Annotated in this window: 19 protein-coding genes and 1 pseudogene; 8 read left to right on the top strand and 12 right to left on the bottom strand. The window is 38.1% G+C overall.

The window, feature by feature from the left end; genetic code table 11:
- The first annotated feature begins 65 nt into the window (after nt 1-65).
- The 4 genes and pseudogenes from mnmG (at nt 66) to AA977_RS08220 (ending at nt 4623) form a co-directional block, all read left to right on the top strand.
- Nucleotides 66-1931, top strand: coding sequence for a tRNA uridine-5-carboxymethylaminomethyl(34) synthesis enzyme MnmG (gene mnmG, locus AA977_RS01030; RefSeq protein ID WP_064434237.1), 1866 nt, complete (start codon nt 66-68; stop codon nt 1929-1931).
- A 10-nt stretch (nt 1932-1941) separates the two neighbouring features.
- Nucleotides 1942-3108, top strand: a complete 1167-nt coding sequence (gene dapE, locus AA977_RS01025; RefSeq protein WP_064434236.1) for a succinyl-diaminopimelate desuccinylase — start codon at nt 1942-1944, stop codon at nt 3106-3108.
- A 399-nt stretch (nt 3109-3507) separates the two neighbouring features.
- Nucleotides 3508-3786 (top strand): annotated as a pseudogene (locus AA977_RS08225) (tetratricopeptide repeat protein); the annotation flags it as partial.
- Entirely contained in the window at nt 3775-4623 is an 849-nt protein-coding gene (locus tag AA977_RS08220) for an SEL1-like repeat protein (RefSeq protein ID WP_436405047.1), read from the top strand. The pseudogene AA977_RS08225 and the gene AA977_RS08220, both read left to right, overlap by 12 nt.
- A gap of 184 nt (nt 4624-4807) precedes the next feature.
- On the opposite strand, the gene htpG is transcribed toward AA977_RS08220, so the two are convergent.
- Both htpG and AA977_RS01010 read right to left on the bottom strand, forming a co-directional pair.
- Complete coding sequence (gene htpG, locus AA977_RS01015; protein WP_064434234.1) at nt 4808-6673, bottom strand: molecular chaperone HtpG; 1866 nt, start codon at nt 6671-6673, stop codon at nt 4808-4810.
- 101 nt (nt 6674-6774) lie between these two features.
- Nucleotides 6775-8127, bottom strand: coding sequence for an outer membrane family protein (locus AA977_RS01010; RefSeq protein WP_064434233.1), 1353 nt, complete (start codon nt 8125-8127; stop codon nt 6775-6777).
- A gap of 147 nt (nt 8128-8274) precedes the next feature.
- Between AA977_RS01010 and AA977_RS08035 the strand changes: the two genes are divergently transcribed.
- Complete coding sequence (locus AA977_RS08035; RefSeq protein WP_064434232.1) at nt 8275-8391, top strand: glycosyltransferase family 8 protein; 117 nt, start codon at nt 8275-8277, stop codon at nt 8389-8391.
- Between the two features lie 13 nt (nt 8392-8404).
- On the top strand, nt 8405-9424 hold the full coding sequence (locus AA977_RS01000; RefSeq protein ID WP_064434231.1) for a glycosyltransferase family 8 protein: 1020 nt from the start codon (nt 8405-8407) through the stop codon (nt 9422-9424).
- Nucleotides 9425-9495: 71 nt separating this feature from the next.
- Here AA977_RS01000 and AA977_RS00995 read toward each other — a convergent pair whose 3' ends face one another.
- A complete protein-coding gene (locus AA977_RS00995; RefSeq protein ID WP_064434230.1) occupies nt 9496-10677 on the bottom strand; it encodes an Mrp/NBP35 family ATP-binding protein in 1182 nt (393 codons plus the stop codon).
- A 65-nt stretch (nt 10678-10742) separates the two neighbouring features.
- Here AA977_RS00995 and AA977_RS00990 point away from each other — a divergent pair, with 65 nt between their 5' ends.
- Both AA977_RS00990 and AA977_RS07925 read left to right on the top strand, forming a co-directional pair.
- A complete protein-coding gene (locus AA977_RS00990; RefSeq protein WP_064434229.1) occupies nt 10743-13835 on the top strand; it encodes an AAA family ATPase in 3093 nt (1030 codons plus the stop codon).
- 77 nt (nt 13836-13912) lie between these two features.
- On the top strand, nt 13913-14296 hold the full coding sequence (locus AA977_RS07925) for a hypothetical protein (protein WP_064434228.1): 384 nt from the start codon (nt 13913-13915) through the stop codon (nt 14294-14296).
- A 711-nt stretch (nt 14297-15007) separates the two neighbouring features.
- On the opposite strand, the gene AA977_RS00980 is transcribed toward AA977_RS07925, so the two are convergent.
- The 9 genes from AA977_RS00980 to fabI form a co-directional block, all read right to left on the bottom strand.
- Complete coding sequence (locus AA977_RS00980) at nt 15008-15310, bottom strand: hypothetical protein (RefSeq protein ID WP_033601765.1); 303 nt, start codon at nt 15308-15310, stop codon at nt 15008-15010.
- Between the two features lie 21 nt (nt 15311-15331).
- The gene (locus AA977_RS00975) at nt 15332-16324 is read right to left on the bottom strand and encodes a ketoacyl-ACP synthase III (RefSeq protein ID WP_064434227.1); all 993 of its coding nucleotides are present in this window, start codon (nt 16322-16324) and stop codon (nt 15332-15334) included.
- A gap of 24 nt (nt 16325-16348) precedes the next feature.
- Nucleotides 16349-17368 carry a phosphate acyltransferase PlsX gene (gene plsX / locus AA977_RS00970; protein WP_064434226.1) on the bottom strand — a complete coding sequence of 340 codons (1020 nt, stop codon included), beginning with the start codon at nt 17366-17368 and terminating at the stop codon, nt 16349-16351.
- A 62-nt stretch (nt 17369-17430) separates the two neighbouring features.
- Entirely contained in the window at nt 17431-17577 is a 147-nt protein-coding gene (gene rpmF, locus AA977_RS00965; RefSeq protein ID WP_000290428.1) for a 50S ribosomal protein L32, read from the bottom strand.
- A 15-nt stretch (nt 17578-17592) separates the two neighbouring features.
- Nucleotides 17593-17949 carry a DUF177 domain-containing protein gene (locus AA977_RS00960; protein ID WP_064434225.1) on the bottom strand — a complete coding sequence of 119 codons (357 nt, stop codon included), beginning with the start codon at nt 17947-17949 and terminating at the stop codon, nt 17593-17595.
- A 24-nt stretch (nt 17950-17973) separates the two neighbouring features.
- Nucleotides 17974-18387 (bottom strand): nucleoside-diphosphate kinase, encoded by a 414-nt coding sequence (ndk, locus tag AA977_RS00955; RefSeq protein WP_000813731.1) that lies wholly within the window; start codon nt 18385-18387, stop codon nt 17974-17976.
- A 66-nt stretch (nt 18388-18453) separates the two neighbouring features.
- Complete coding sequence (metK, locus tag AA977_RS00950) at nt 18454-19611, bottom strand: methionine adenosyltransferase (protein ID WP_064434224.1); 1158 nt, start codon at nt 19609-19611, stop codon at nt 18454-18456.
- A gap of 64 nt (nt 19612-19675) precedes the next feature.
- Nucleotides 19676-20686, bottom strand: a complete 1011-nt coding sequence (lpxD, locus tag AA977_RS00945; protein WP_064434223.1) for a UDP-3-O-(3-hydroxymyristoyl)glucosamine N-acyltransferase — start codon at nt 20684-20686, stop codon at nt 19676-19678.
- A gap of 11 nt (nt 20687-20697) precedes the next feature.
- On the bottom strand, nt 20698-21525 hold the full coding sequence (gene fabI, locus AA977_RS00940; protein ID WP_064434222.1) for an enoyl-ACP reductase FabI: 828 nt from the start codon (nt 21523-21525) through the stop codon (nt 20698-20700).
- Nucleotides 21526-21529 lie beyond the last annotated feature (4 nt).

Raw genomic sequence — 21529 nt, 5'->3', positions numbered from 1 at the left:
CATGCTACAATAAAACTTTTTCAAAACTAAGATTTTAGAAAAATCATACTAGAATAGGAAAAAGAGTGGTAAAAGAAAGTGATATTTTAGTGGTTGGTGGGGGGCATGCGGGCATTGAAGCGAGCTTGATTGCGGCTAAAATGGGAGCTAGAGTGCATTTAATCACCATGCTCATAGACACGATCGGTTTGGCGAGTTGTAATCCAGCTATTGGAGGCTTGGGTAAAGGGCATTTGACTAAAGAAGTGGATGTTTTAGGGGGGGCTATGGGGATTATTACCGATCATAGCGGTTTGCAATATCGTGTGTTAAACGCTTCTAAAGGGCCGGCGGTTAGGGGGACTAGAGCGCAAATTGATATGGACACTTACCGCATTTTTGCAAGGAATCTTGTCTTAAACACCCCTAATTTGAGCGTCTCTCAAGAAATGACTGAAAGTTTAATCCTTGAAAACGATGAGGTAGTGGGCGTAACCACAAACATTAATAACACTTACAGAGCTAAAAAAGTGATCATCACTACAGGCACTTTTTTAAAAGGGGTGGTCCATATTGGCGAGCACCAAAACCAAAACGGGCGCTTTGGGGAAAACGCTTCTAATTCTTTAGCTTTGAATTTAAGAGAGCTTGGCTTTAAGGTAGAAAGGTTAAAAACCGGCACTTGCCCTAGAGTGGCGGGCAATAGCATTAATTTTGAAGGATTAGAAGAGCATTTTGGGGACACAAACCCTCCCTATTTCAGCTATAAAACCAAAGATTTTAACCCCACCCAGCTTTCTTGTTTCATCACTTACACTAACCCTATTACCCACCAAATCATTAGGGATAATTTCCACCGAGCCCCCCTTTTTAGCGGCCAAATTGAAGGCATAGGCCCCAGGTATTGCCCTAGCATTGAAGATAAAATCAACCGCTTCAGCGAAAAAGAACGACACCAGCTCTTTTTAGAGCCTCAAACCATTCATAAAAGCGAATATTATATCAACGGCTTAAGCACCTCCTTACCCCTAGATGTGCAAGAAAAAGTCATTCATTCTATCAAAGGCTTAGAAAACGCCCTTATCACGCGCTATGGCTATGCGATAGAGTATGATTTTATCCAGCCTACGGAATTAACCCACACTTTAGAAACTAAAAAAATCAAAGGGCTTTATTTAGCCGGGCAAATCAATGGGACTACGGGCTATGAAGAAGCGGCAGCTCAAGGGCTTATGGCTGGGATTAATGCGGTGTTAGCCCTAAAGAATCAAGCCCCCTTTATTTTGAAGCGTAATGAAGCCTATATCGGCGTTTTGATTGATGATTTGGTTACTAAAGGCACGAATGAGCCTTACAGAATGTTTACCAGCCGGGCCGAATACCGCTTGCTTTTAAGAGAAGACAACACGCTCTTTAGGTTAGGCGAGCATGCCTATCGTTTAGGGCTTATGGAAGAAGATTTTTATAAGGAATTGGAAAAAGACAAACAAGCAATACAAGAAAATTTGAAACGCCTTAAAGAATGCATTCTTACCCCTAGTAAAGAAGCGTTAAAACGCTTGAACGAATTAGACGAAAACCCTATCAATGACAAGGTTGATGGGGTTGGCCTTTTAGCGCGCGATAGTTTTAGCTTGGAAAAAATGCGCTCCTTTTTTAGCTTTTTAGCCCCTTTAAACGAGCGGGTTTTAGAGCAAATCAAAATTGAATGCAAGTATAATATTTATATTGAAAAGCAACACGAAAATATCGCTAAAATGGACAGCATGCTCAAGGTTTCTATCCCTAAAGATTTTGTGTTCAAAGGCATTCCAGGCCTTAGTTTAGAAGCGGTAGAAAAGTTAGAAAAATTCCGCCCCAAAAGCCTTTTTGAAGCTTCAGAAATCAGCGGGATCACCCCGGCGAATTTAGATGTTTTGCATTTATACATTCATTTGAGAAAAAACTCTTAAAGGATTTTGAATGGACGCTTTAGAAATCACCCAAAAGCTCATCAGCTACCCCACTATCACGCCCCAAGAGTGCGGTATTTTTGAATACATTAAATCGCTTTTTCCTCATTTTGAAGTTTTAGAATGTGAAAAAAATGGCGTGAAAAACCTTTTTTTATACCGAGTTTTTAACCCTCCCAAAGAGCATGCAAAAGAGAAACATGAAAAAAAAGAACATGCAAAAGAGGAAATCAAGCCCTTGCATTTTTGCTTTGCAGGGCATATTGATGTCGTGCCTCCTGGAAACCATTGGCAAAGCGATCCCTTTAAACCCACCATTAAAGAAGGGTTTTTATACGGCCGTGGGGCGCAAGACATGAAAGGGGGCGTGGGGGCGTTTTTGAGTGCGAGTCTACAATTTAACCCTAAAACCCCTTTTTTGCTTTCTATTTTACTCACAAGCGATGAAGAAGGGCCAGGGATTTTTGGCACTAAACTCATGCTAGAAAAGCTCAAAGAAAAAGATTTGTTGCCCGATATGGCCATTGTGGCTGAACCCACTTGCGAAAAAAATTTAGGCGATAGCATTAAAATTGGCCGAAGAGGCTCTATTAATGGCAAACTCGTTTTAAAAGGCATTCAAGGGCATGTGGCTTACCCGCAAAAATGCCAAAACCCTATTGACGCGCTCGCTTCGGTTTTGCCCTTAATTTCAGGAGTTCATTTAGACAATGGCGATGAGTATTTTGACCCTTCAAAATTAGTCATCACCAACTTGCATGCAGGGTTAGGGGCGAACAATGTTACACCGGCAAGCGTAGAAATTATTTTCAATGTGCGCCATTCTTTAAAAACCACTAAAGAAAGTTTGAAAGAGTATTTAGAAAAGGTTTTAAAAGGCATGTCTTACACTTTAGAATTAGAGTCAAGCAGTTCGCCTTTCATCAGCGCTTCTCATTCAAAACTCACCAGCGTTTTAAAAGAAAATATTTTAAAAACATGCCGCACCACCCCCCTTTTAAACACCAAAGGCGGCACGAGCGATGCACGATTTTTTAGCGCTTATGGTGTAGAAGTGGTGGAATTTGGCGTTATTAACGACAGGATCCATGCCATTGATGAAAGGGTGAGCTTGAAAGAATTAGAGCTTTTAGAAAAAGTGTTTTTAGGGGTTTTAGAGGGCTTGAGTGCAGGATAAAGGGATACAACTCAAGCTTTAGCGCGTTAGCGTCCATTTATCATAGCTTTATAGAGTAGGGCAATGCTTGACAACGGCAATAGAGCTTGCTATAATAGGGATCACTTGTAAAAAAATATGCTTTAAAGGTTTTTTACCAAAGCCACTCTTAAAAGGGTGGTGGCTCAATCAACTTTTTAAAATCTTTTAATACAATCTTTACTAGTATCCCTTTTAGTGTAATAATCAAGCTCAAGCATTGACACGCAATTATTAGTAGAAAAATAATTTTTTCCTTATTTCATCAATATTTGATTAGAATTAGAGTATTGCATTTTTAATAGGGGTATATCATGCTAGGAAGCGTTAAAAAAGCCTTTTTAGGGTCTTGTGTTTGGGGGCGTTGTGTTTAAAGGGCTAATGGCAGATCCGAATGCTGAAGAGCTTGTCAATTTAGGCATAGAGGGTTACGATAAGCAAGATTTCACTCAAGCTAAGAAATATTTTGAAAAAGCTTGTGAGTTACAAAATGGCTTTGGGTGTGTTTTTTTAGGGGCGTTCTATGAAGATGGGAAAGGAGTGGGAAAAGACTTGAAGAAAGCCATTCAATTTTACACCAAAGGTTGTGAATTAAATGATGGTTCGGGGTGTCATTTATTAGGCAATTTACATTATAGTGGACGAGGCGTGTCTAAAGACGCCAAAAGAGCCTTACAATATTACTCTAAATCTTGCGATCTAAAATACGCTGAAGGGTGTGCGGTGTTAGGAATTATACATGATACAGGCGTAGGCACACCTAAGAATTTAAAAAAGGCTCTCGCTTTGTATGAAAAAGCGTGTGAATTAAACGATGGTCATGCGTGTTCTAATTTAGGGGCATATTATTATGAGGGGTATGGGGTGGAAAAAGATTTGAAAAAAGCCTTTCAATTTTTTACTAAGGCGTGCGATTTAAATTATAGCGATGGGTGTTATTTATTAGGTGAGTTGTATTATAAAGGACAAGATGTGTCTCAAAATATCAATAAAGCCTTACAATATTACTCTAAATCTTGCGATTTGAAACATGCTAAGAGGTGTGTGAAATTAGGGTTGATTTACGATGATGGTAAAGTGGTAACCAAAGATGTTAAAAAATCTTTAGAATATTTTACTAGAGCTTGCGACTTAAAACATGCTGAAGGGTGTACGGTATTAGGAAGCTTCTATCATTGTGACAAAGACACACCTAAGAATTTGAAAAAAGCTCTTGATTTGTATGAAAAAGCGTGCAATTTAAAAGACAGCCCAGGGTGTATTAATGCAGGATATGTGTATAGTGTAACAAAGAATTTTAAAGAAGCTATCGCTCATTATTCTAAAGCATGCGAGTTGAACGATGATAAGGGGTGTTATAATTTAGGGGTTATGCAATACAACGCCCAAGGCACAACAAAGGATGAAAAACAAGCGGTAGAAAACTTTAAAAAAGGCTGTAAATTAGGCGTTAAAGAAGCATGCGACGCTCTTAAGGAATTAAAAATAGAATTTTAGTCTTAATCAAGTCAAGCTAAACGCTGTGTTTAGCTAGCTTTGATGCTTTTTAATGTTTTAATGAAAGCAACCCCACAAGCTAATCTTTTTAAATAAAGGCTTTTATTACATTCATTTCAAACGCCGTTTTTAGATTGGTGTTTAAAGGGTTTAAAGCGCTGCTTAAACCCCAAGGGTTTAACCCCTACAACGCTTTCAATAGCACGCTGTTTAAGCGTTCATTAAAGCTTTTGGCGTCTTTTAAAGCCCCTTTTTCTAAAAGTTTTGCCCCATCATAAAGCAGCCAAATAAAAGCGCTCAACTGCTCTTTGTCTTCGCATTTTAAGAGTTTTTGCAAAATCGCATGGTTAGGGTTTAATTCCAAAGTTTTTTTGCTTTCAGGCACGCTTTGCCCCATTTGACGCATGAAATTAGCCATCATCGCATTTTGCTCATCGCCTATTAAAGCCACCGCTGAAGTGAGATGGTTAGAAAGCTCCACGCCCTTAATCTCATCTTTAAGATTTTCTTCAAACGCTTTTATTAAATCTTTAAACTGGTTTTTCACCTCATCATTAATTTCTTCCAAACCAAGCTCTTTTAGGCTCTCGCTATGGCTAGCATCTCTAAAGGGCGTTTTGTCGTATTCATTCACGCTTGGCATCACAAACGCATCAATTTCATCGCTCAATAACAAGACATCATAGCCTTTTTGAGCGTATTTTTCTAAAATCGGGGACGCCTTTAGTAAATCCAAATTTTCGCCCAAAAGGTAGTAAATGCTTTTTTGATTTTCTTTTAGATTCTCTTTGTATTCTTTTAAAGAAATCCATTTTTCTTTGTCTTTAGAATAGAATCTCAACAATTCCAATAGTTTTTCTTTGTTTTCAAAATCCCCATACAAGCCTTCTTTTAACACTTTCCCAAAAGGCTCATAGAATTTATGGTAATTCTCCTTATCCTTGCTTAATTTTTCAATCTCGCCCAAAATCTTTTTCACTGAAGCCGAACGGATATTGGCTAAAATCTTGTTTTGTTGCAAGATTTCACGGCTCACATTCAAGGGTAAATCTTCGCTGTCAATCACGCCTTTAATAAATCTCAAATAAGACGGCAGCAATTCTTTATCATCATCGGTGATAAACACCCTTTTAACATAGAGCTTGACCCCGCTTTTATAATCCACCCTAAACATGTCAAAGGGCGCCTTGCTAGGGATGTAAAAAAGCGTTGTGTATTCTAAAGAGCCTTCCACTTTATTGTGGATATAACTCAAAGGCTCGCTGTTATCATGTGCAAACGATTGGTAAAAGTCTTTGTAATCCTTGTCTTTCAACTCGCTTTTATTCATTTTCCATAAAGCGCTCGCTTGATTGATTTGCTCACATTTTTCTTCTTTAACTTCTTTTTTATGATCCCCTTCGCCTTCTAATTTCGTATCAGTGTAAGTTAAAAAAATAGGGAAAGGGATATGCTCAGAATACTTTTTAACAATGCTATCAATCTCCCAACGGCTCGCAAAATTAGCGTCTTCATCTTTTAAAAAGAGAGTGATTTCTGTGCCTTGCTCCTCTTTGATGCATTCATTAATTTCAAACTTGCCCTTACCATCGCTCACCCACGCATAAGCTTGATCGCTGGTTACTTTTTTGGTTTGAACGACAATTTTACTCGCTACCATAAACGCCGAATAAAAGCCCACGCCAAATTGGCCAATCAAAGCGCTGTCTTTTTTCTTATCCCCACTCAAAGCACTTAAAAAACTCTTCGTGCCTGATTTAGCGATCGTGCCTAAATGCTCGATGAGATCGCTTTTATCCATGCCTATACCATTATCTTTAACGCTTAAGGTTTTTTTCTGGCTATCAAAACTCAAATGAATGCTAGGCGTGATATTCAGCCCTTTTAATTTCTCATCGGTTAGCATCAAATAATTGAGCTTATCCAAAGCGTCGCTCGCGTTAGAAATCAACTCCCTTAAAAAAATCTCTTTATTGGAATACAAAGAGTGGATCATCAAATCCAAAAGCTGGTTGATTTCGGTTTGAAAGGTGTATTCTTGATTAGACATTGATTTTTCCTTCAATAAAATTTTTGAGATTATACAATAAAAGCGTGCTTAAAAGGGGCATGCTATGGTTTAAAAAATCGCATGAAAGGATTTTTAATTTCTTAAAAACGATAGCTCATGGAACTCATAAAATAGCTTCTGTTTTGAATGGTTTGAGCGAAATCAGGGTTGTAACCGCTTGCAAAAAACCCCACTTTATAACCCTTATGCATCGTGATTTGATAGCCATTAAACATTAGCATGAAATAGATATGTTTTTTAATATTATATTTGAGCGTAACCCCTAGGCTTTGCGCATCAGCCCTTGGGGAAAAGGTCAATTTCCCATACAATTGCACCGAAAGATTTCTAATGCTCTTTCCTACAAAAGCGTTAAGCGTCATGGAATTGGCGTTGTAAAAATTAGAATAAGCGTCTTCATAAGGGGTGTCATCTTTGGTGTCATAAAAGGGATCAATGGGTGAGCCGTTCCAGCCTAATTGAGCACTTGCATTCCCAAAATTCTTATACACGCTCCAGCCAAAACGATAAGAGCGGAAATTGATTCTTTGAAAAACAAACAAACTCGCGCTTTTTTTGCCTATTAAAGCGGCTCTGTAATAATCTTTGGACAAATAATCGCTATAGAGAGGAAACCATGCGTAAAAAGTCGTTTGGATGCGCCAAAGAGATTTCCAATAAGACTTTGTGTCATGGGTGATTTCAAATCCGGGAGCGTTAAAATTCTTAGGGTAAAACCAAATAAAAGGCGCGACTCTAATGTATTTATTTTCATAAATGAGGTTGACATTGTGCATGCCGTAGTTGATTTTTTGCTTGTAATTGACAGGGGCGTAAAAATCTCTGATGTATTGCTCATTGGCTAAAGCCCTTCCAAAGGTGCTAAACCACACTATCCTAAATTTTTTCCATTGGTAAAAAAGCTCAAACCCTTGATTAAACCCGCTCAAAAACAAAGCCTTAGAAGGGTAACGCCCTAATTTAATCCCAAAAATATCCTTATATTGATAATCTAAATACAAATTGTATAACACATAAGGCCTGGCGTTTTGAGCCTTTTGCTCTCTGGTCCATTTTTGGCTATATTGCATCAAATAGCCCTCCCATCGCCCCATGTAATACCAGTTCGCTGGCTGAAATCCTGCCTTAGGGTTGGCTTCATCAATCAAAAACTTCGTGGAATCATACGCTAACGCTCCTATTTCACCCCCCACCCCAAAACCCAGTTTGTGGTTTTCAATCCCTTTAGGGAGCAAACTAAAATCAAATTGTAAAGCCCCAGTAGTGGTTACATAACTCCCTGTAGGATAAATCCCTTTTTTGGAATTGATAACAGACTGATTGAAAGCGATGCGCGAAAACGATCCCACTCTTGCACTCACTTGATACTCAAAAGCGTTGAGAAAAACCCCATGCAAAGCTAAAAACCCTAGCCAAACTTTTTGATTAAGCACCCTTGACTAAACACCTTTTTATTGAAGTTTAATATTATGCCATAAAACGAACTCGCCCGCTCATGGTTGTTTTGAAAAAAAAAAAAAAACGATAAAATGACAAAAACCTTTTTTAGAGGATTCAATTTAAAGATTTAAGGATTGTGTGTGCAAGATAGCGTGATTATCCCTATTGTGGTGGCTTTTGATAACCATTATTGCATCCCTGCTAGCGTGAGCTTGTATTCCATGCTAGCGAACGCTAGACGTAAAACTCTTTTATAAGATCCATTGTTTAGTGGAGAATTTAAGCGCTGAAAATATAGAAAAATTAGAAGAGACTCTCACTCCTTTTAGCGCTTTTTCTAGCATAGAGTTTTTGGATATTACCCTTTCTCATAAAGAATTAGAACCACGCCATAATTATTGCAAGCTTGATGCTTTAGTGGCTAGCGAAATTGAAAAATTGTATTTAAAACTCAATTCTTTCTCTCAAAAACGCTTTTCTAAAATGATCATGTGCCGTTTCTTACTCGCTTCCCTTTTCCCTCAATACGATAAGATGATCATGTTTGATGTGGACACTTTGTTTGTGAATGATGTGAGCGAGAGCTTTTTTATCCCCCTTGAAACGCATTGTTTTGGGGCTGTGAGGGAAAAGGATTTGATCGCTATGGATAGGAATTCGGCTAAGGATTTATACGAGTTGCGCCAAATGCGAGCAGAAACTATTGGCGTTACTGACGCTTTCCCTAATTTAGAAGAAGCTCAAATCCTTTTTGACAATTACTTTAATGCAGGGTTTTTAGCCTTAAATTTAAAATTATGGCGTAAAGAAAATCTAGAAAACCAATTGATTGCCTTTTTCATTTTGAAAAACGAAAAACTTTTATTTAACGATCAAGATGCTTTGTGTTTTGTGTGCCGTGGTAGGATTTTAGAACTGCCTTATTCTTACAACGCCCACCCTAGCTTCCTTGATACGCCCTCATTCCCTAGCTTTAAAGAAGCGCGCATGCTGCATTTTTGGGGCGATAAACCCTGGAAACTCTTAAGCGTCATTGGCGCGAAAAAATGGCATGAAGTGTTGATTGAAACGCCTTTTAAAAACGCCTATTTTAACGCTCTCTTTTTGGATCACCTCTTTGATACCCTCCAATACAAAGATAAAGAAATCCAATGCAACAAAGCCCTATCTTTTTCAGACAAGCGGTATTCTTTTGAATTTCTTCTCCCTAGGCTTTCTTCTAAACTCCTTATAGAATTTTTGCTTTTTAAGATCAAGCAAAAAGTGAAGCGACTGGTTAAAAAAAGCTAAAAGCGTTTTCTATAATCTAAAAAGCTTCTTAAAGTTGGCTTTCTTGCCACCTTATGAAGCGATCTTTAAAATCAATGCGAGCAAGCATGCGTTTGCGTGGGCTGGATGTCCTTATTATCGGCTAATTTTTCCCTTTCCACTTTGTCTAAAAACGCGCTTAAATCCTGCGCCATTTTTTCAAAAATCTTAGCACTCACGCTAGTGGGGTGAGAAATCACAATCGGTTCGCCCCTATCCCCCCCTAAACGCACTTTAGGCTCTAAAGGGAGCTTGGCTAAAATCCGCGTGTGGTAAGCTTCTAGTAATTCTTTCATGGAATTTGAGCCAAAAATCTCGCTCTCTTTCTTGCAATGCTCGCACACAAAACTCCCCATGTTTTCTACAATGCCTGCAATAGGAATGTGCAATTTCTTAAACATGTCCAAACTCCGTTTAGCGTCATCTAAACTCACGATTTGAGGCGTAGTAACGGTGATCCCTGCACTGAGTGGCACGGCTTGGGCTAGAGTGAGTTGTGCATCGCCTGTGCCTGGGGGCATATCCACCACCAACACATCTAAATCCCCCCAAATAATATCGCTTAGCATCTGTTCAATCGCTCGCATGAGCATGGGCCCTCTCCAAATAAGGCTCTGCCCCTCATCATACAAAAGCCCCATGCTCATCACAGAAACGCCAAAAGCTTTTAAAGGAATGAGTTTTTTACCGCTAGGGTCCGTGATCACATCAGCGTTTTGCAAGCCCATCATTCTAGGGATATTAGGCCCATACACATCAGCGTCCAATAACCCCACTTTTTGGTTCAAATTCGCTAAAGCGATGCTTAAATTCACGCTAGTGGTGCTTTTACCCACACCGCCCTTACCCGAGCTTATCATGACCACATGCTTGATGTTTTTAGCCAGATTTTTGGTAGTGGGCTTTGGAGTTTGCGGTTTAGGCGGGGTTTTAATATCCAAATTCAAAGCTTTCACGCCTCTTTCTTGCATCGCTTTGGAGATATTTTCTCTTAAAATCGCGCTCGTTTCTTCAGAGCTTGAGGGGATTTCTATTAAAAGCCCTAATTGATTGTCATGCAAAGTGATGTTTTTGACAAAACCAAAGCTGACAATATCCTTTTCAAAATTAGGGTAGATGATCGTTTTTAACGCATTTAAGACATCTTCTTGGGTGAGCATTTTAATCCTTAAAATGATAGTATTTAAGGCTTCTTTATAACATATTTTGTTTAATTTTGCATTAAATTGATGCATTGTCAAAAATTTGCCTTAAATGGGTTTGCGCTATATTAAGTAGTATAAAAAATAAAGGGCAAGGCATGAAACTTCATAAGCGCGTTTTGAAATTGTGCAATTTTAGGAATTTGGGTAGAAAATTGCCTGCAGGATTGCTTTTAAATTCAGATTTTGAAGAAAAGCATGGGGGCTTAGTGGTTTTAGTGGGGGAAAATAATGTCGGCAAAAGCAATGTTTTAGAGGCTTTGACAATCTTTAATGATGCGGGTGTTAAACTTTGCAGCAAGGAAGATTATTTCAAAACTCATGAAAAAGATACCCTTTTAAGCTTAGAAGAAGAAACAAGCTTTAACAATAAAACCACAGATTTTTCTTGCGTGGATTTGAAAATCCGGTTTAAGGAAATTAACGAAGAAGTAAAGGAATTATCAAAAACGCTAATTGTTTATCCTTTTGAAAAGCATGTAAAAGCTTTAGGGGAACAAAGCAGTAATTTCGTTTCTATTCCCATTAACAATGACGATTATTCAAATGTTTGCACTTTTGTGAGTAATTTTATAAATCTTATAGCTTCTTGCAATTCATTAGAATCATTTTTAGATTTTTATAAAGAAAAATTAAACTTGAGCGAGCTTGTAACCAAATATGCCAATGCAACCAACAATCTGCTTCTCAAAGAATTCATTAAATATTTAAGCGGTAATAGTGAATGGATTAAAACTTTTTGTCAGTGCATCAAAGAAATCATAAAAAGCAATACGCCTGATAAAAAATACAACTCAGATGAATTTTTTGTCATGGGGGAACACAAACAAGATCAATTAGCAAAAATTTATTCTTGTTTTAAAAAACTTAGTGAAAAAGAAATCAAAACAAATATTTCAAACAAAATAAAAAGTTTAGATGAAATTTTTAAAACTACCGCCTTTAATACAAAATTCACACCAAAAACTGAAGTGAAAGATATTATTAAAGAGATAGATAAAAAATACCCTATCAATGAAAATTTTAAACAACAATTTAAAGAATTCCGATCAAATATAATCAGCCTTAAAAAGAAAGTTAAAAATTCTTTAAAAGCCCTTGATAAAACAAGAAACGATTTTGAGAAGCAAAAAGAAATACTGATCCAAAAAATTGAAAATTACTGCAAGAACAAAAAAGTTTTAGAATTTAATTATGATGTCTTGCTAGATAATATCCAACAAATATGCAAAAATTATATAGTAAGTCATGCCGTTAATGATGTGTCTAAAGACATTAAATCCATGATGTGTCAGTTTTATTTGAAACAAATAGATTTATTAGTCAATTCAGAAATTGAGCGACACAGAGACAGCAAGCTTTCTGAACCAATAAAAAGATCTTTATGGGAGAGTATAAAAATTTTAGATGAAACAAGCAACGCTTCTTTGTTCCCTAAAAATATTGATGAAATCAAGGACAAATTTGAAATAAATAAGAAAAGACTCAAACAAAGTAAAAATTATTTTGAGTTCGCAGAGTATTGCCGAGAGTGTAACCCTTATACAGCGTTTAACTTTCATCTAAATATAAACAATGGTTTATCTTATAAATTTGACGAACTCGTGCCAATCGTTAAAGAATATAAAAAGTCAAAAATCACAGATAATGACCTTAAGACTACATTATTTACTTTCGTTGATTATTCTTCCTCTCTTGAATTTAACCAATCGGATTGGTTCTTTAGAAATTCATTGTTTAGAAAAACGAGCTTTTATCCTAATGAAATTTGGAATTTTTTTGGGAGAATTTTAAAAGATGGTCAAGCGTTAGAAATAATAATATTTGACAAAAATAATGATTTAGTAATCTATAATTCTGAAAAATCGTTCAATATCCCTAAAAAATACTTGCAAGAAATCGATCAAAAAGAGATCAAACGATCAGAATATCTTTCAACTGAAGTAAAAGGCGAATACAATAATAATGTATGGCAATTTGAATTTTTTAAGAATGGCACAAGCCCTCTTTTATTTAAAGTAAGTTTTACAGAAATATTAGAAAATATTGCAGAAATTTTAGAATACAACATGCAATTAAAAATAAATTCTTTAATCGCAAAAGAATTTAACGAGCTTTTAGCGATCGCTGAAGACGAGCGTCAAGATAGTTACCAATTAAAAATTCGTGTTCAACACAATAACAAATTTTATGATTATTCAAAGAAATCTACGGCATATGAAATAAAACTTGAAATTTATGATTGCAGAAAATCCCACAATCAAAATGAACCAGTCATCTTAAGCCAGCAAAGCACCGGTTTTCAATGGGCGTTTAACTTCATGTTTGGCTTTCTTTATAATTGGGGATCACATTTTAGCCTTAACAAGAATATTATCTATGTCATGGACGAGCCAGCCACTCATTTGAGCGTGCCAGCTAGAAAGAATTTTAGGAAATTTTTAAAAGAATACGCTCATAAAAATCATGTTAGCTTTGTTTTAGCCATCCATGACCCCTTTTTAGTGGATACAGATCATTTAGATGAAATAAGGATTGTGGAAAAAGAAACAGAAAGCTCTGCGATTAACAATCACTTTAATTACCCCCTAAATAATGTGCAAAGAGACTCCGACGCCCTAGATAAAATCAAACGCTCTTTAGGGGTGGGTCAGCATGTTTTTCATAACCCCCAAAAACACCGAATCATCTTTGTAGAAGGCATCACAGATTATTGTTATTTGAGTGCTTTTAAATTGTATTTCAATGAGCAAGAATACAAAGACAACCCCATTCCTTTCACTTTCTTACCCATTTCAGGGCTTAAAAACAATTCAAACGATATGAAAGAAACCATTCAAAAACTTTGCGAGTTAGACAATCACCCTATTATTTTGATAGATGATGACAGGAAAGATGATGCCGATCAACAAGTAACAAGCGAACGATTCAAAGAAAAGAATAAAGAAATGGGCGATCCTATCACAATTTTACAACTCTCACAATGCGATAAAAAATTCAAACAAATTGAAGATTTATTTAGCGAACACGATAAAAAAGAATACACCCAAAGCAAGCGTATAGAATTGGCCATGGCTTTTAAAACAAGGCTTTTATATGGCGGAAAAGATGCGGTAGAAAAACAAACAAAAAGAAATTTTCTAAAATTATTCAAATGGATTGCATGGGCTACAAACTTGATCAAAAACTAAACGCAACAAACGATTAAAAAAGGATATATCAAATTTGATTATAATACCCCACAAATATTACTAGCGAAAGGATTTTGATGTTTAAAAAAATGTGTTTGAGCTTGCTAACTATAAGCGGTGTTTATTTGGGGGCGAAGGATTTGGATTTTAAGTTAGATTATCGCGCAACTGGGGGGAAACTCATGGGGAAAATGACGGATTCCAGTCTTTTGAGCATCACTTCTATGAACGATGAACCGGTGGTGATTAAAAATCTCATTGTCAATAGGGGTAATTCATGCGAAGCGACTAAAAAAGTGGAGCCAAAATTTGGCGATAAGTTCAAAAAAGAAAAACTTTTTAACCATGAATTAAAGTATTCGCAACAAATATTTTACCGCCTAGATTGCAAGCCTAACCAATTATTAGAAGTTAAAATCATCACGGACAAGGGCGAATATTACCACAAATTTTCTCAATAAAAAAAGCTTCTAAGCTTCTACTAGAGTGAAAGCTTGATTCATTCATAACTTCTTTAATGAAGCGATCTTAGGAGATTTGAAAGGGGGTTGCAGAAAGCATCAATAAAATACCCCCATCCCTTTAAGCGTTTTATGATAAAACAAAATAGCCAAAATCCTTATTTTTTAAAAAACTAAAAAATATTAAAGTTAGTTGCAGTAACCTATACTTAATTTTCAATTGGCTGTTGATTGAATTTTTATGTTTTTAGTTGAGATGCTACTAAACATTGGACCAATTGGGGGTCAAAAAGAAATTAAAGAAGCAGTAAAAAATAATAAAAGGATAAATATAACCGACTATTATAACAGGCAGTTATTTATCTTATGAAGTTAAAGAAAGTTATGTAGCCTAACTCAGATAAAATACATATTATGATAATAATTGGACCAATTATATAAGGAAGAAGAAATGCTATACACATAGAGTATATATAAAATATTCTACAAACTTATCCCATATTCTGCTAAAGAAACCATCATTACTAGCATCTTCATCATCCATGCCTCATAAAGCCTCTTACAACGCTTCTAATACCTGCCAATATTAATCCAATAATAATAACAGGTATTAGAATAAATATTAAATCTCTAATTAATATAAATATTATCTGTTCTTTACTTTAAAAATAATTTCTGCTATAAGAAATAAAATCCCTAAAGAAACCCCCTTTATGGAGTTTCTTTTTGAGCTTGCTCTAAAGCCATTTGTGCATGCTTGCAATCCTTTTTAAAAGACTTCGTAATAAAATTAACCTTAAGCGTAGAGTCAAAAGCTTCGTGGCATTTTTTAAGCTTGTGATCGCGCTCTTGTGGGTCTTGCAAGTAATATTTTACTGAATGCACAAAACTAAAATGAAACCCCATAGGAGGGATACGACTCTCTGGAGTGCCTTCGCAAAAATCGCTGCAATAAGTGCTTTGCGACTTTAACCCCCCCAACACCATTAAAAATAAAAAAATCATCTTTTTCATCAATACTCCTTTTAATCCTTTTTATCCCCCAAAATACACTAACGCTGAACCCCAAGTCAATCCCCCACCAAAAGCGTCTAAAAGCATCAAATCGCCTTTTTTCAAACGCCCTTCTTCATAAGCTTCACACATGGCCATAGGGATACTCGCTGCTGAAGTGTTGCCGTATTTATGCACGGTCAAAACCACTTGCTCATCTTTAAAATCCAAATGCTCTCGCACCGCTTGAATGATCCTCAAATTAGCTTGATGCGGGATAAACAAACGCACGTCTTCAGGTTTGAGGGCGTTTTTTTCTAAAATCATTTCCACATCTTTTAAAAGCGTTTTCACCGCTAGCTTAAACACTTCATTACCTTTCATGCACAAAAAAGGATTTGAATCCTCTTCTTTAGCGTTGAAAGGCGTGGGTTTGAGAGTCCTTGGCGTGTAGAGGTAATTAGAAAAATTTCCGTTTGCTGAAATTTGCACATCTAAAATGCTTTCTTTTAAATGCTTGGTTCTGCCTATCACGCACGCCCCAGCCCCATCGCCAAACAAAATGCAAGTCCCCCTATCCTTAAAATCCAACACGCTGCTCGTTTTTTCTGCCCCCACAACCAGCACATTTTCATACATCCCGCTTTCCACATAAGCTTTAGCCACTGACAAAAGGTAAATAAAACCCGTGCAAGCGGCTGAAATATCAAACGCCGGTTTGTTTTCAATGCCCAATTTCGCGCTCAACACACAAGCGGTTGAAGGCATGGCTAAAAAATCAGGGCTTAAAGTCGCTACAACCACTAAATCAATGTCTTGCGGAGTTAAATGCGCCCTTTCTATGGCTTGTTTAGCCGCTACCACTCCTAAATCACTGCTTTTTTCTCCAGCGCTAGCGAAACGGCGTTCTTTGATACCGGTCCTTTTTTCTATCCATTCATCGCTGGTATCCAAAAATTCTTGAAACGCTACATTCTTTATGCATTCGCTTGGAGCATGCATAGCAATGGATTTAAGAGAAGCGTAAAATTCCATTCAATCCCCTTAACATAGTCATCTTTAAGCGTCTTGTTGATCGCTTTGATGTGCAGAAGCGCTAGGCTTCAAACTCTCAAACGCCTTGGTGATCCTCAAACAAACCTGACTTTCAACAGCGCTAATAGCCTGATAAATCGCACATTCAATGGCTCTGGCGTTGCTCTTGCCATGGCTGATGATCACGCTTTTATTCACGCCCAACAGCGGCGCTCCTCCATATTCAGCGTAATCGGTTTTTTGCCTTAGGGTATCAAACGCATTCTTAAGCATCAAAGCCCCTATTTTAGATTTAAGACAACTTTTAATCTCGTCTTTAAAAATAGAGCCTATCGCGCTAGCGACCCCTTCAGTCGTTTTTAAGACCACATTCCCCATGAAGCCATCGCAAACCACCACATCCACAACCCCTTTGAAAATATCATTCCCCTCCACATTACCATAAAAGAAATCATAAACTTTTAACATTTTATGCGTTTCTTTAACGAGCATGTTCCCTTTAATATCTTCTTCGCCATTACTCAAAAGACCCACCTTAGGGCTATCGTAATGCAACACGCTTTTAGCGTATTCATACCCCATAAGAGCAAAATCAATCAAATATTCAGGCTTGCAATCCGTGTTCGCTCCCGCATCTAATAGCACGCTAGGGCGTTTGCCAACACTAGGCATTAAAGTGCAAATAGCAGGCCTTTCAACCCCCTTGATACGCCCCAAACGCAAGGTCGCTAAACCCATAGTCGCCCCGCTATGCCCGGCCGAAATCAAAGCGTCAGCCCCATTTTTCAAAATATCCATACCCAAGTAAATGGAAGATTCCTTACGCTTAATCGCCTCAGTGGCGGCTTCTTCCATCTTAATGTAATCTTGCGTGTGGATCATTTCCACTTTGCTGGCTAACTCTTTAGAAATAAAAGGGGTCGCTTTGTCTTTATCCCCCACTAAAACAGCGCCAAAACTCTTATTTTCTAAAGCCCTTGAGACTCCCTCAATAACGGGTAAAACCCCATGGTCAGCCCCCATTAAGTCTATTACAATTTTCATCATGCATCCTTAAAAGGCTTGTTGCAATCCTTTAAAACACTCCCTACCATTAAAGATAGTTTTTAGTATTCTTTAGTGAATTTATTAATATGGTGTGGGAGCTTCCAAGTGCCGTCTTTAGCTTTTATAGGCTTAGCCAACTTAACGCTATAATGCGTACGCCTCTTGGCCGCTCTTGTCTTACTCACTCTTCTATCAGGTACTGCCATAAATTCTCCTTATATTCAATCTGCGTAATGGTAGTCTAATTTAATAGACTCCACTTCAGAGCGTAAAATTTCGCTCAAATCAATAAAACCATTGAAAGATTCAATAACATCTAAATTATCAAAATCCAAACTTTGGCTTTGCGTATCCCACAACCCGTCTGAAATATGCAAAACCAACGACTCATCAAGGCTTTTTTTAAACTCTTTACCGCTTGCATCGCAAATAAGCACCAACTCGCCCTTGAGTTGTGCTTTCAAGCGAAACAATTTCGCCCCCACTCGCACAACTTCACCCTCTAAAACCACTCCCTCATGCTCCAAAGAAAACGCTTTAGGTGCATTAAAAGCGATTTTACGCATTTCAAATTGCATGCTTATTCTTAAACGCTCTTAATCTTAAAACTCTCTAGCGGCAAAAAAGAAAGCGATTTCATTGTGCGCGTTTTCCAAGCTATCGCTCCCATGCACCGCATTAGCGTCAATGCTTTCAGCAAAATCCGCTCTGATAGTGCCTTTTTGAGCGAGTTTGGGATCCGTCGCTCCCATGAGATCCCTGTTTTTAGCCACAGCGTCTTTACCTTCTAAAACCATAACCACCACCGGACCACTGACCATAAACTCTATCAAGTCTTTAAAAAAAGGTCTTTCTCTATGGATCGCATAAAAGTTTTCAGCGTCTTTAACGCTCAAATGCAAGCGTTTCATGGCAATCACTTCCAAGCCGTTACTCTCAAAGCGATCAATGATTTTGCCTACCACTTTCTTCTTAAGTGCATCCGGTTTAATAATAGACAGCGTTCTTTGTTTCAATTTAAACTCCTTGTGAATTGTTGATTATACAAAAATTTTTTAAAATATTACCCTTAAAATATTTTTTTAACGCTTAAAGAACGCTTTAATCTCTTCAGCCTTGTCGGTCTTTTCCCAAGTGAATGCCTCCAACTCGCGCCCAAAATGCCCATAAGCTGAAGTGAGCGAATAAATGGGCCTTAACAAATCCAGGCTTTCAATAATACCTTTTGGCGTGAGTTTGAAAACCGATTTCACGCATTTTTCCAACTCTGCGCTTGAATACTTGCTCGTGTTATGCGTATTCACATAAATGGACACCGGCTCTACAACCCCAATCGCATAAGCAAGCTGCACGGTCGCTTTATCGCAAACCCCACTCGCTACCAAATTTTTAGCCACATAGCGGGCCGCATAAGCTGCACTCCTATCCACTTTGCTAGGATCTTTCCCGCTAAACGCTCCCCCTCCATGCGGGCAACTCCCCCCATAAGTGTCCACGATGATTTTTCTGCCCGTCAATCCCGCATCGCCTTGCGGCCCACCGATAACGAATTTTCCTGTGGGATTGACAAAAAACTTGATATTGTCATGCAAATATTCTTTGGGTAAAACCTTATACACAATCTCTTCAATCACCGCTTCTTTTAAATGCTTTTGTGAAACTTCCGGGGAATGTTGGGTAGAAATGACAATCGTATCAATGCTTACAGGCTTATTATTCTCATAACGAACGCTCACTTGAGACTTGCCATCAGGCCTTAAAAAAGGCAAGGTGTTGTCTTTTCTTTTTTGAGCCAGAGCGAAAGTGAGCTGGTGCGCTAAATGAATGGGTAAAGGCATGAGCGTTTGAGTCTCTTTGCACGCATAACCAAACATAAGCCCTTGATCCCCTGCCCCAATCTCGCCATCTTCTCTATCCACGCCTTGATTAATATCAGGGCTTTGCTCGCCAACGCCATTCAAAACCGCCGCGCTCCTGTAATCAAAGCCATAAAGAGCGTCTGTATAACCAATTTTTTTAACCACTTCTCTTGCAATCTCTTGCATCGGGGCATAAACAGAAGTTTTTAACTCGCCAGTGATCATGCAAAAACCATTAGAAACTAAAGTCTCGCATGCGACTTTGGCTTTTTTATCCCGCTCAATAATGTAATCTAAAACCGCATCGCTGATTTGATCGGCCATTTTATCAGGATGCCCTTCGGTTACTGATTCTGAAGTGAAAAGAAAACTATCTTTCATTGATTGTCCTTATTAAAATCATCGTTCGTATTCAAAACGGGCTAATTATAGCTTATTTCATTCTTTAAGACTTAAAAAACCCTTTAGCTTTTTGCAACAAACTCGTTTTTTGCTGTTTCCTGAAATTCGTTCTTAAATGAGCTAGGAAATGGTGCCACTCATGGATTTCCATAGCAGGGATCGCTCCGGCAAAATTGGTGTTAGGGGGCAAGTCTTTCCCCACCGCGCTTTTGCCTCCAATTTGAGTGAATTCGCCCACATGCAAATGCCCCCCAATGCCCACTTGCCCACCAAAAACCACATTACGGCCTGTGGTTGTAGAGCCACTCAAGCCCACTTGAGAAACAACGATGCTGTGTTCACCTAAAACGCAATTATGCCCGATTTGAACTAGGTTATCAATCTTAACGCCCTCTTTAATCAAAGTCTCCCCAAACACCGCCCTATCAATCGCCGTGTTAGCGCCAATTTCTACATTTTTTTGAATCCTAACAATCCCCACATGCTCAATTTTGACATGCTCTCCTAAAGCGGTGTGTGCATAACCAAAGCCATCACCCCCAATCACACTGCCTGCATGGATAATCACATTATCTTCTAAAATCGTGTTTTGATACAAAATGACCCGAGGGTATAAAACGCAATTTTTACCGATTTTGACCCCATCAGCGATCACCACGCCCGGATAAATCAAAGAGTTTTCGCCAATTTCTACGCCCTCTCCAATAATAACATTGGGCATGATCGTTACTTTTTCAAAATGTTTAGGCTCGCTAACGCTTTCTGGATTTTTAAAAAAAGGGATTTTAAAGGCATGCGAAGCTTTAGCGAAAGCCAAATGAGGGTTATCCACAACTAAAGCTTGCATGCGTTTAGGTACTTTAGAAGATTCTTTTTTACGGATAAACACCGCCCCAGCTTTTGAATCCTTTAAAAATTTAAGGTAGCGCGCTTGATCAATATAGCTAATATCATTGGGCGTTGCTTTGTCCAATTCCGCTAATGCATGCACTTCAAAATCGTTTGAAAATTCCGTTTCAATAGAATAGGCGTTTAACAATTCGCTTAATTTCATCAATACCCCCTTTACCCTTCTTTATGCAAATCCCACGATAACACAGCTTTACTATCTTTTTCTTCCACAGCTCCCATGCCCATCACATGATAGCCAGCATCTACAAAATGCACTTCCCCACTCACCCCGTTAGAGAGATGAGAGAGCAAATACATCCCGGCATTGCCCACTTCTTCTAAACTCACATTTTTTCTTAAAGGGGCGTTGATTTCATTCCATTTTAAAATCATTCTAAAATCAGCGATCCCGCTAGAAGCGAGTGTCCTAATAGGCCCAGCTGATAGGGCATTCACTCTAATATTGTGTTTGCCTAAATCCACCGCCAAATAACGCACCGCACTCTCTAGGGCCGCTTTAGCTAACCCCATCACATTGTAATGCGCCATGTATTTAGTGCTGCCCAAGTAACTCAAAGTCAAAACAGACGCCCCATCATTCAATAAGGGTTTTAAAGTGTTTGTCAGCTCTATTAAAGAATACACAGAGATTTCCATAGCGGTGTTAAACGCGCTTTTAGAAGTTTCTAACAAACTCCCCTCTAAAGCCTCTTTAGGGGCAAAAGCCACGCTATGAACGATAAAATCTAACGATCCCAAATCCTGCTTAACGCTATTATACAGCGACTTGAAATGCTCTTCTCTGCTCACATCCAATTCATACACATAAGAGCTATCCAATTCCTGCGCAATAGGCCTTACGCGCTTTTCTAAACTCTCATTCAAATAAGTGAAAGCGAGAGTAGCCCCTTGATTGAAACACGATTGAGCGATCCCATAAGCGATGGATTTATTGTTTGCAACCCCTACGATAAGCCCTTTTTTACCTTTTAAAAATCCCATGATT

This window comes from Helicobacter pylori (assembly GCF_001653455.1).
In the GTDB taxonomy this organism is placed as follows: domain Bacteria; phylum Campylobacterota; class Campylobacteria; order Campylobacterales; family Helicobacteraceae; genus Helicobacter; species Helicobacter pylori_A.
This window is presented reverse-complemented; position numbering and strand designations above follow the sequence as displayed.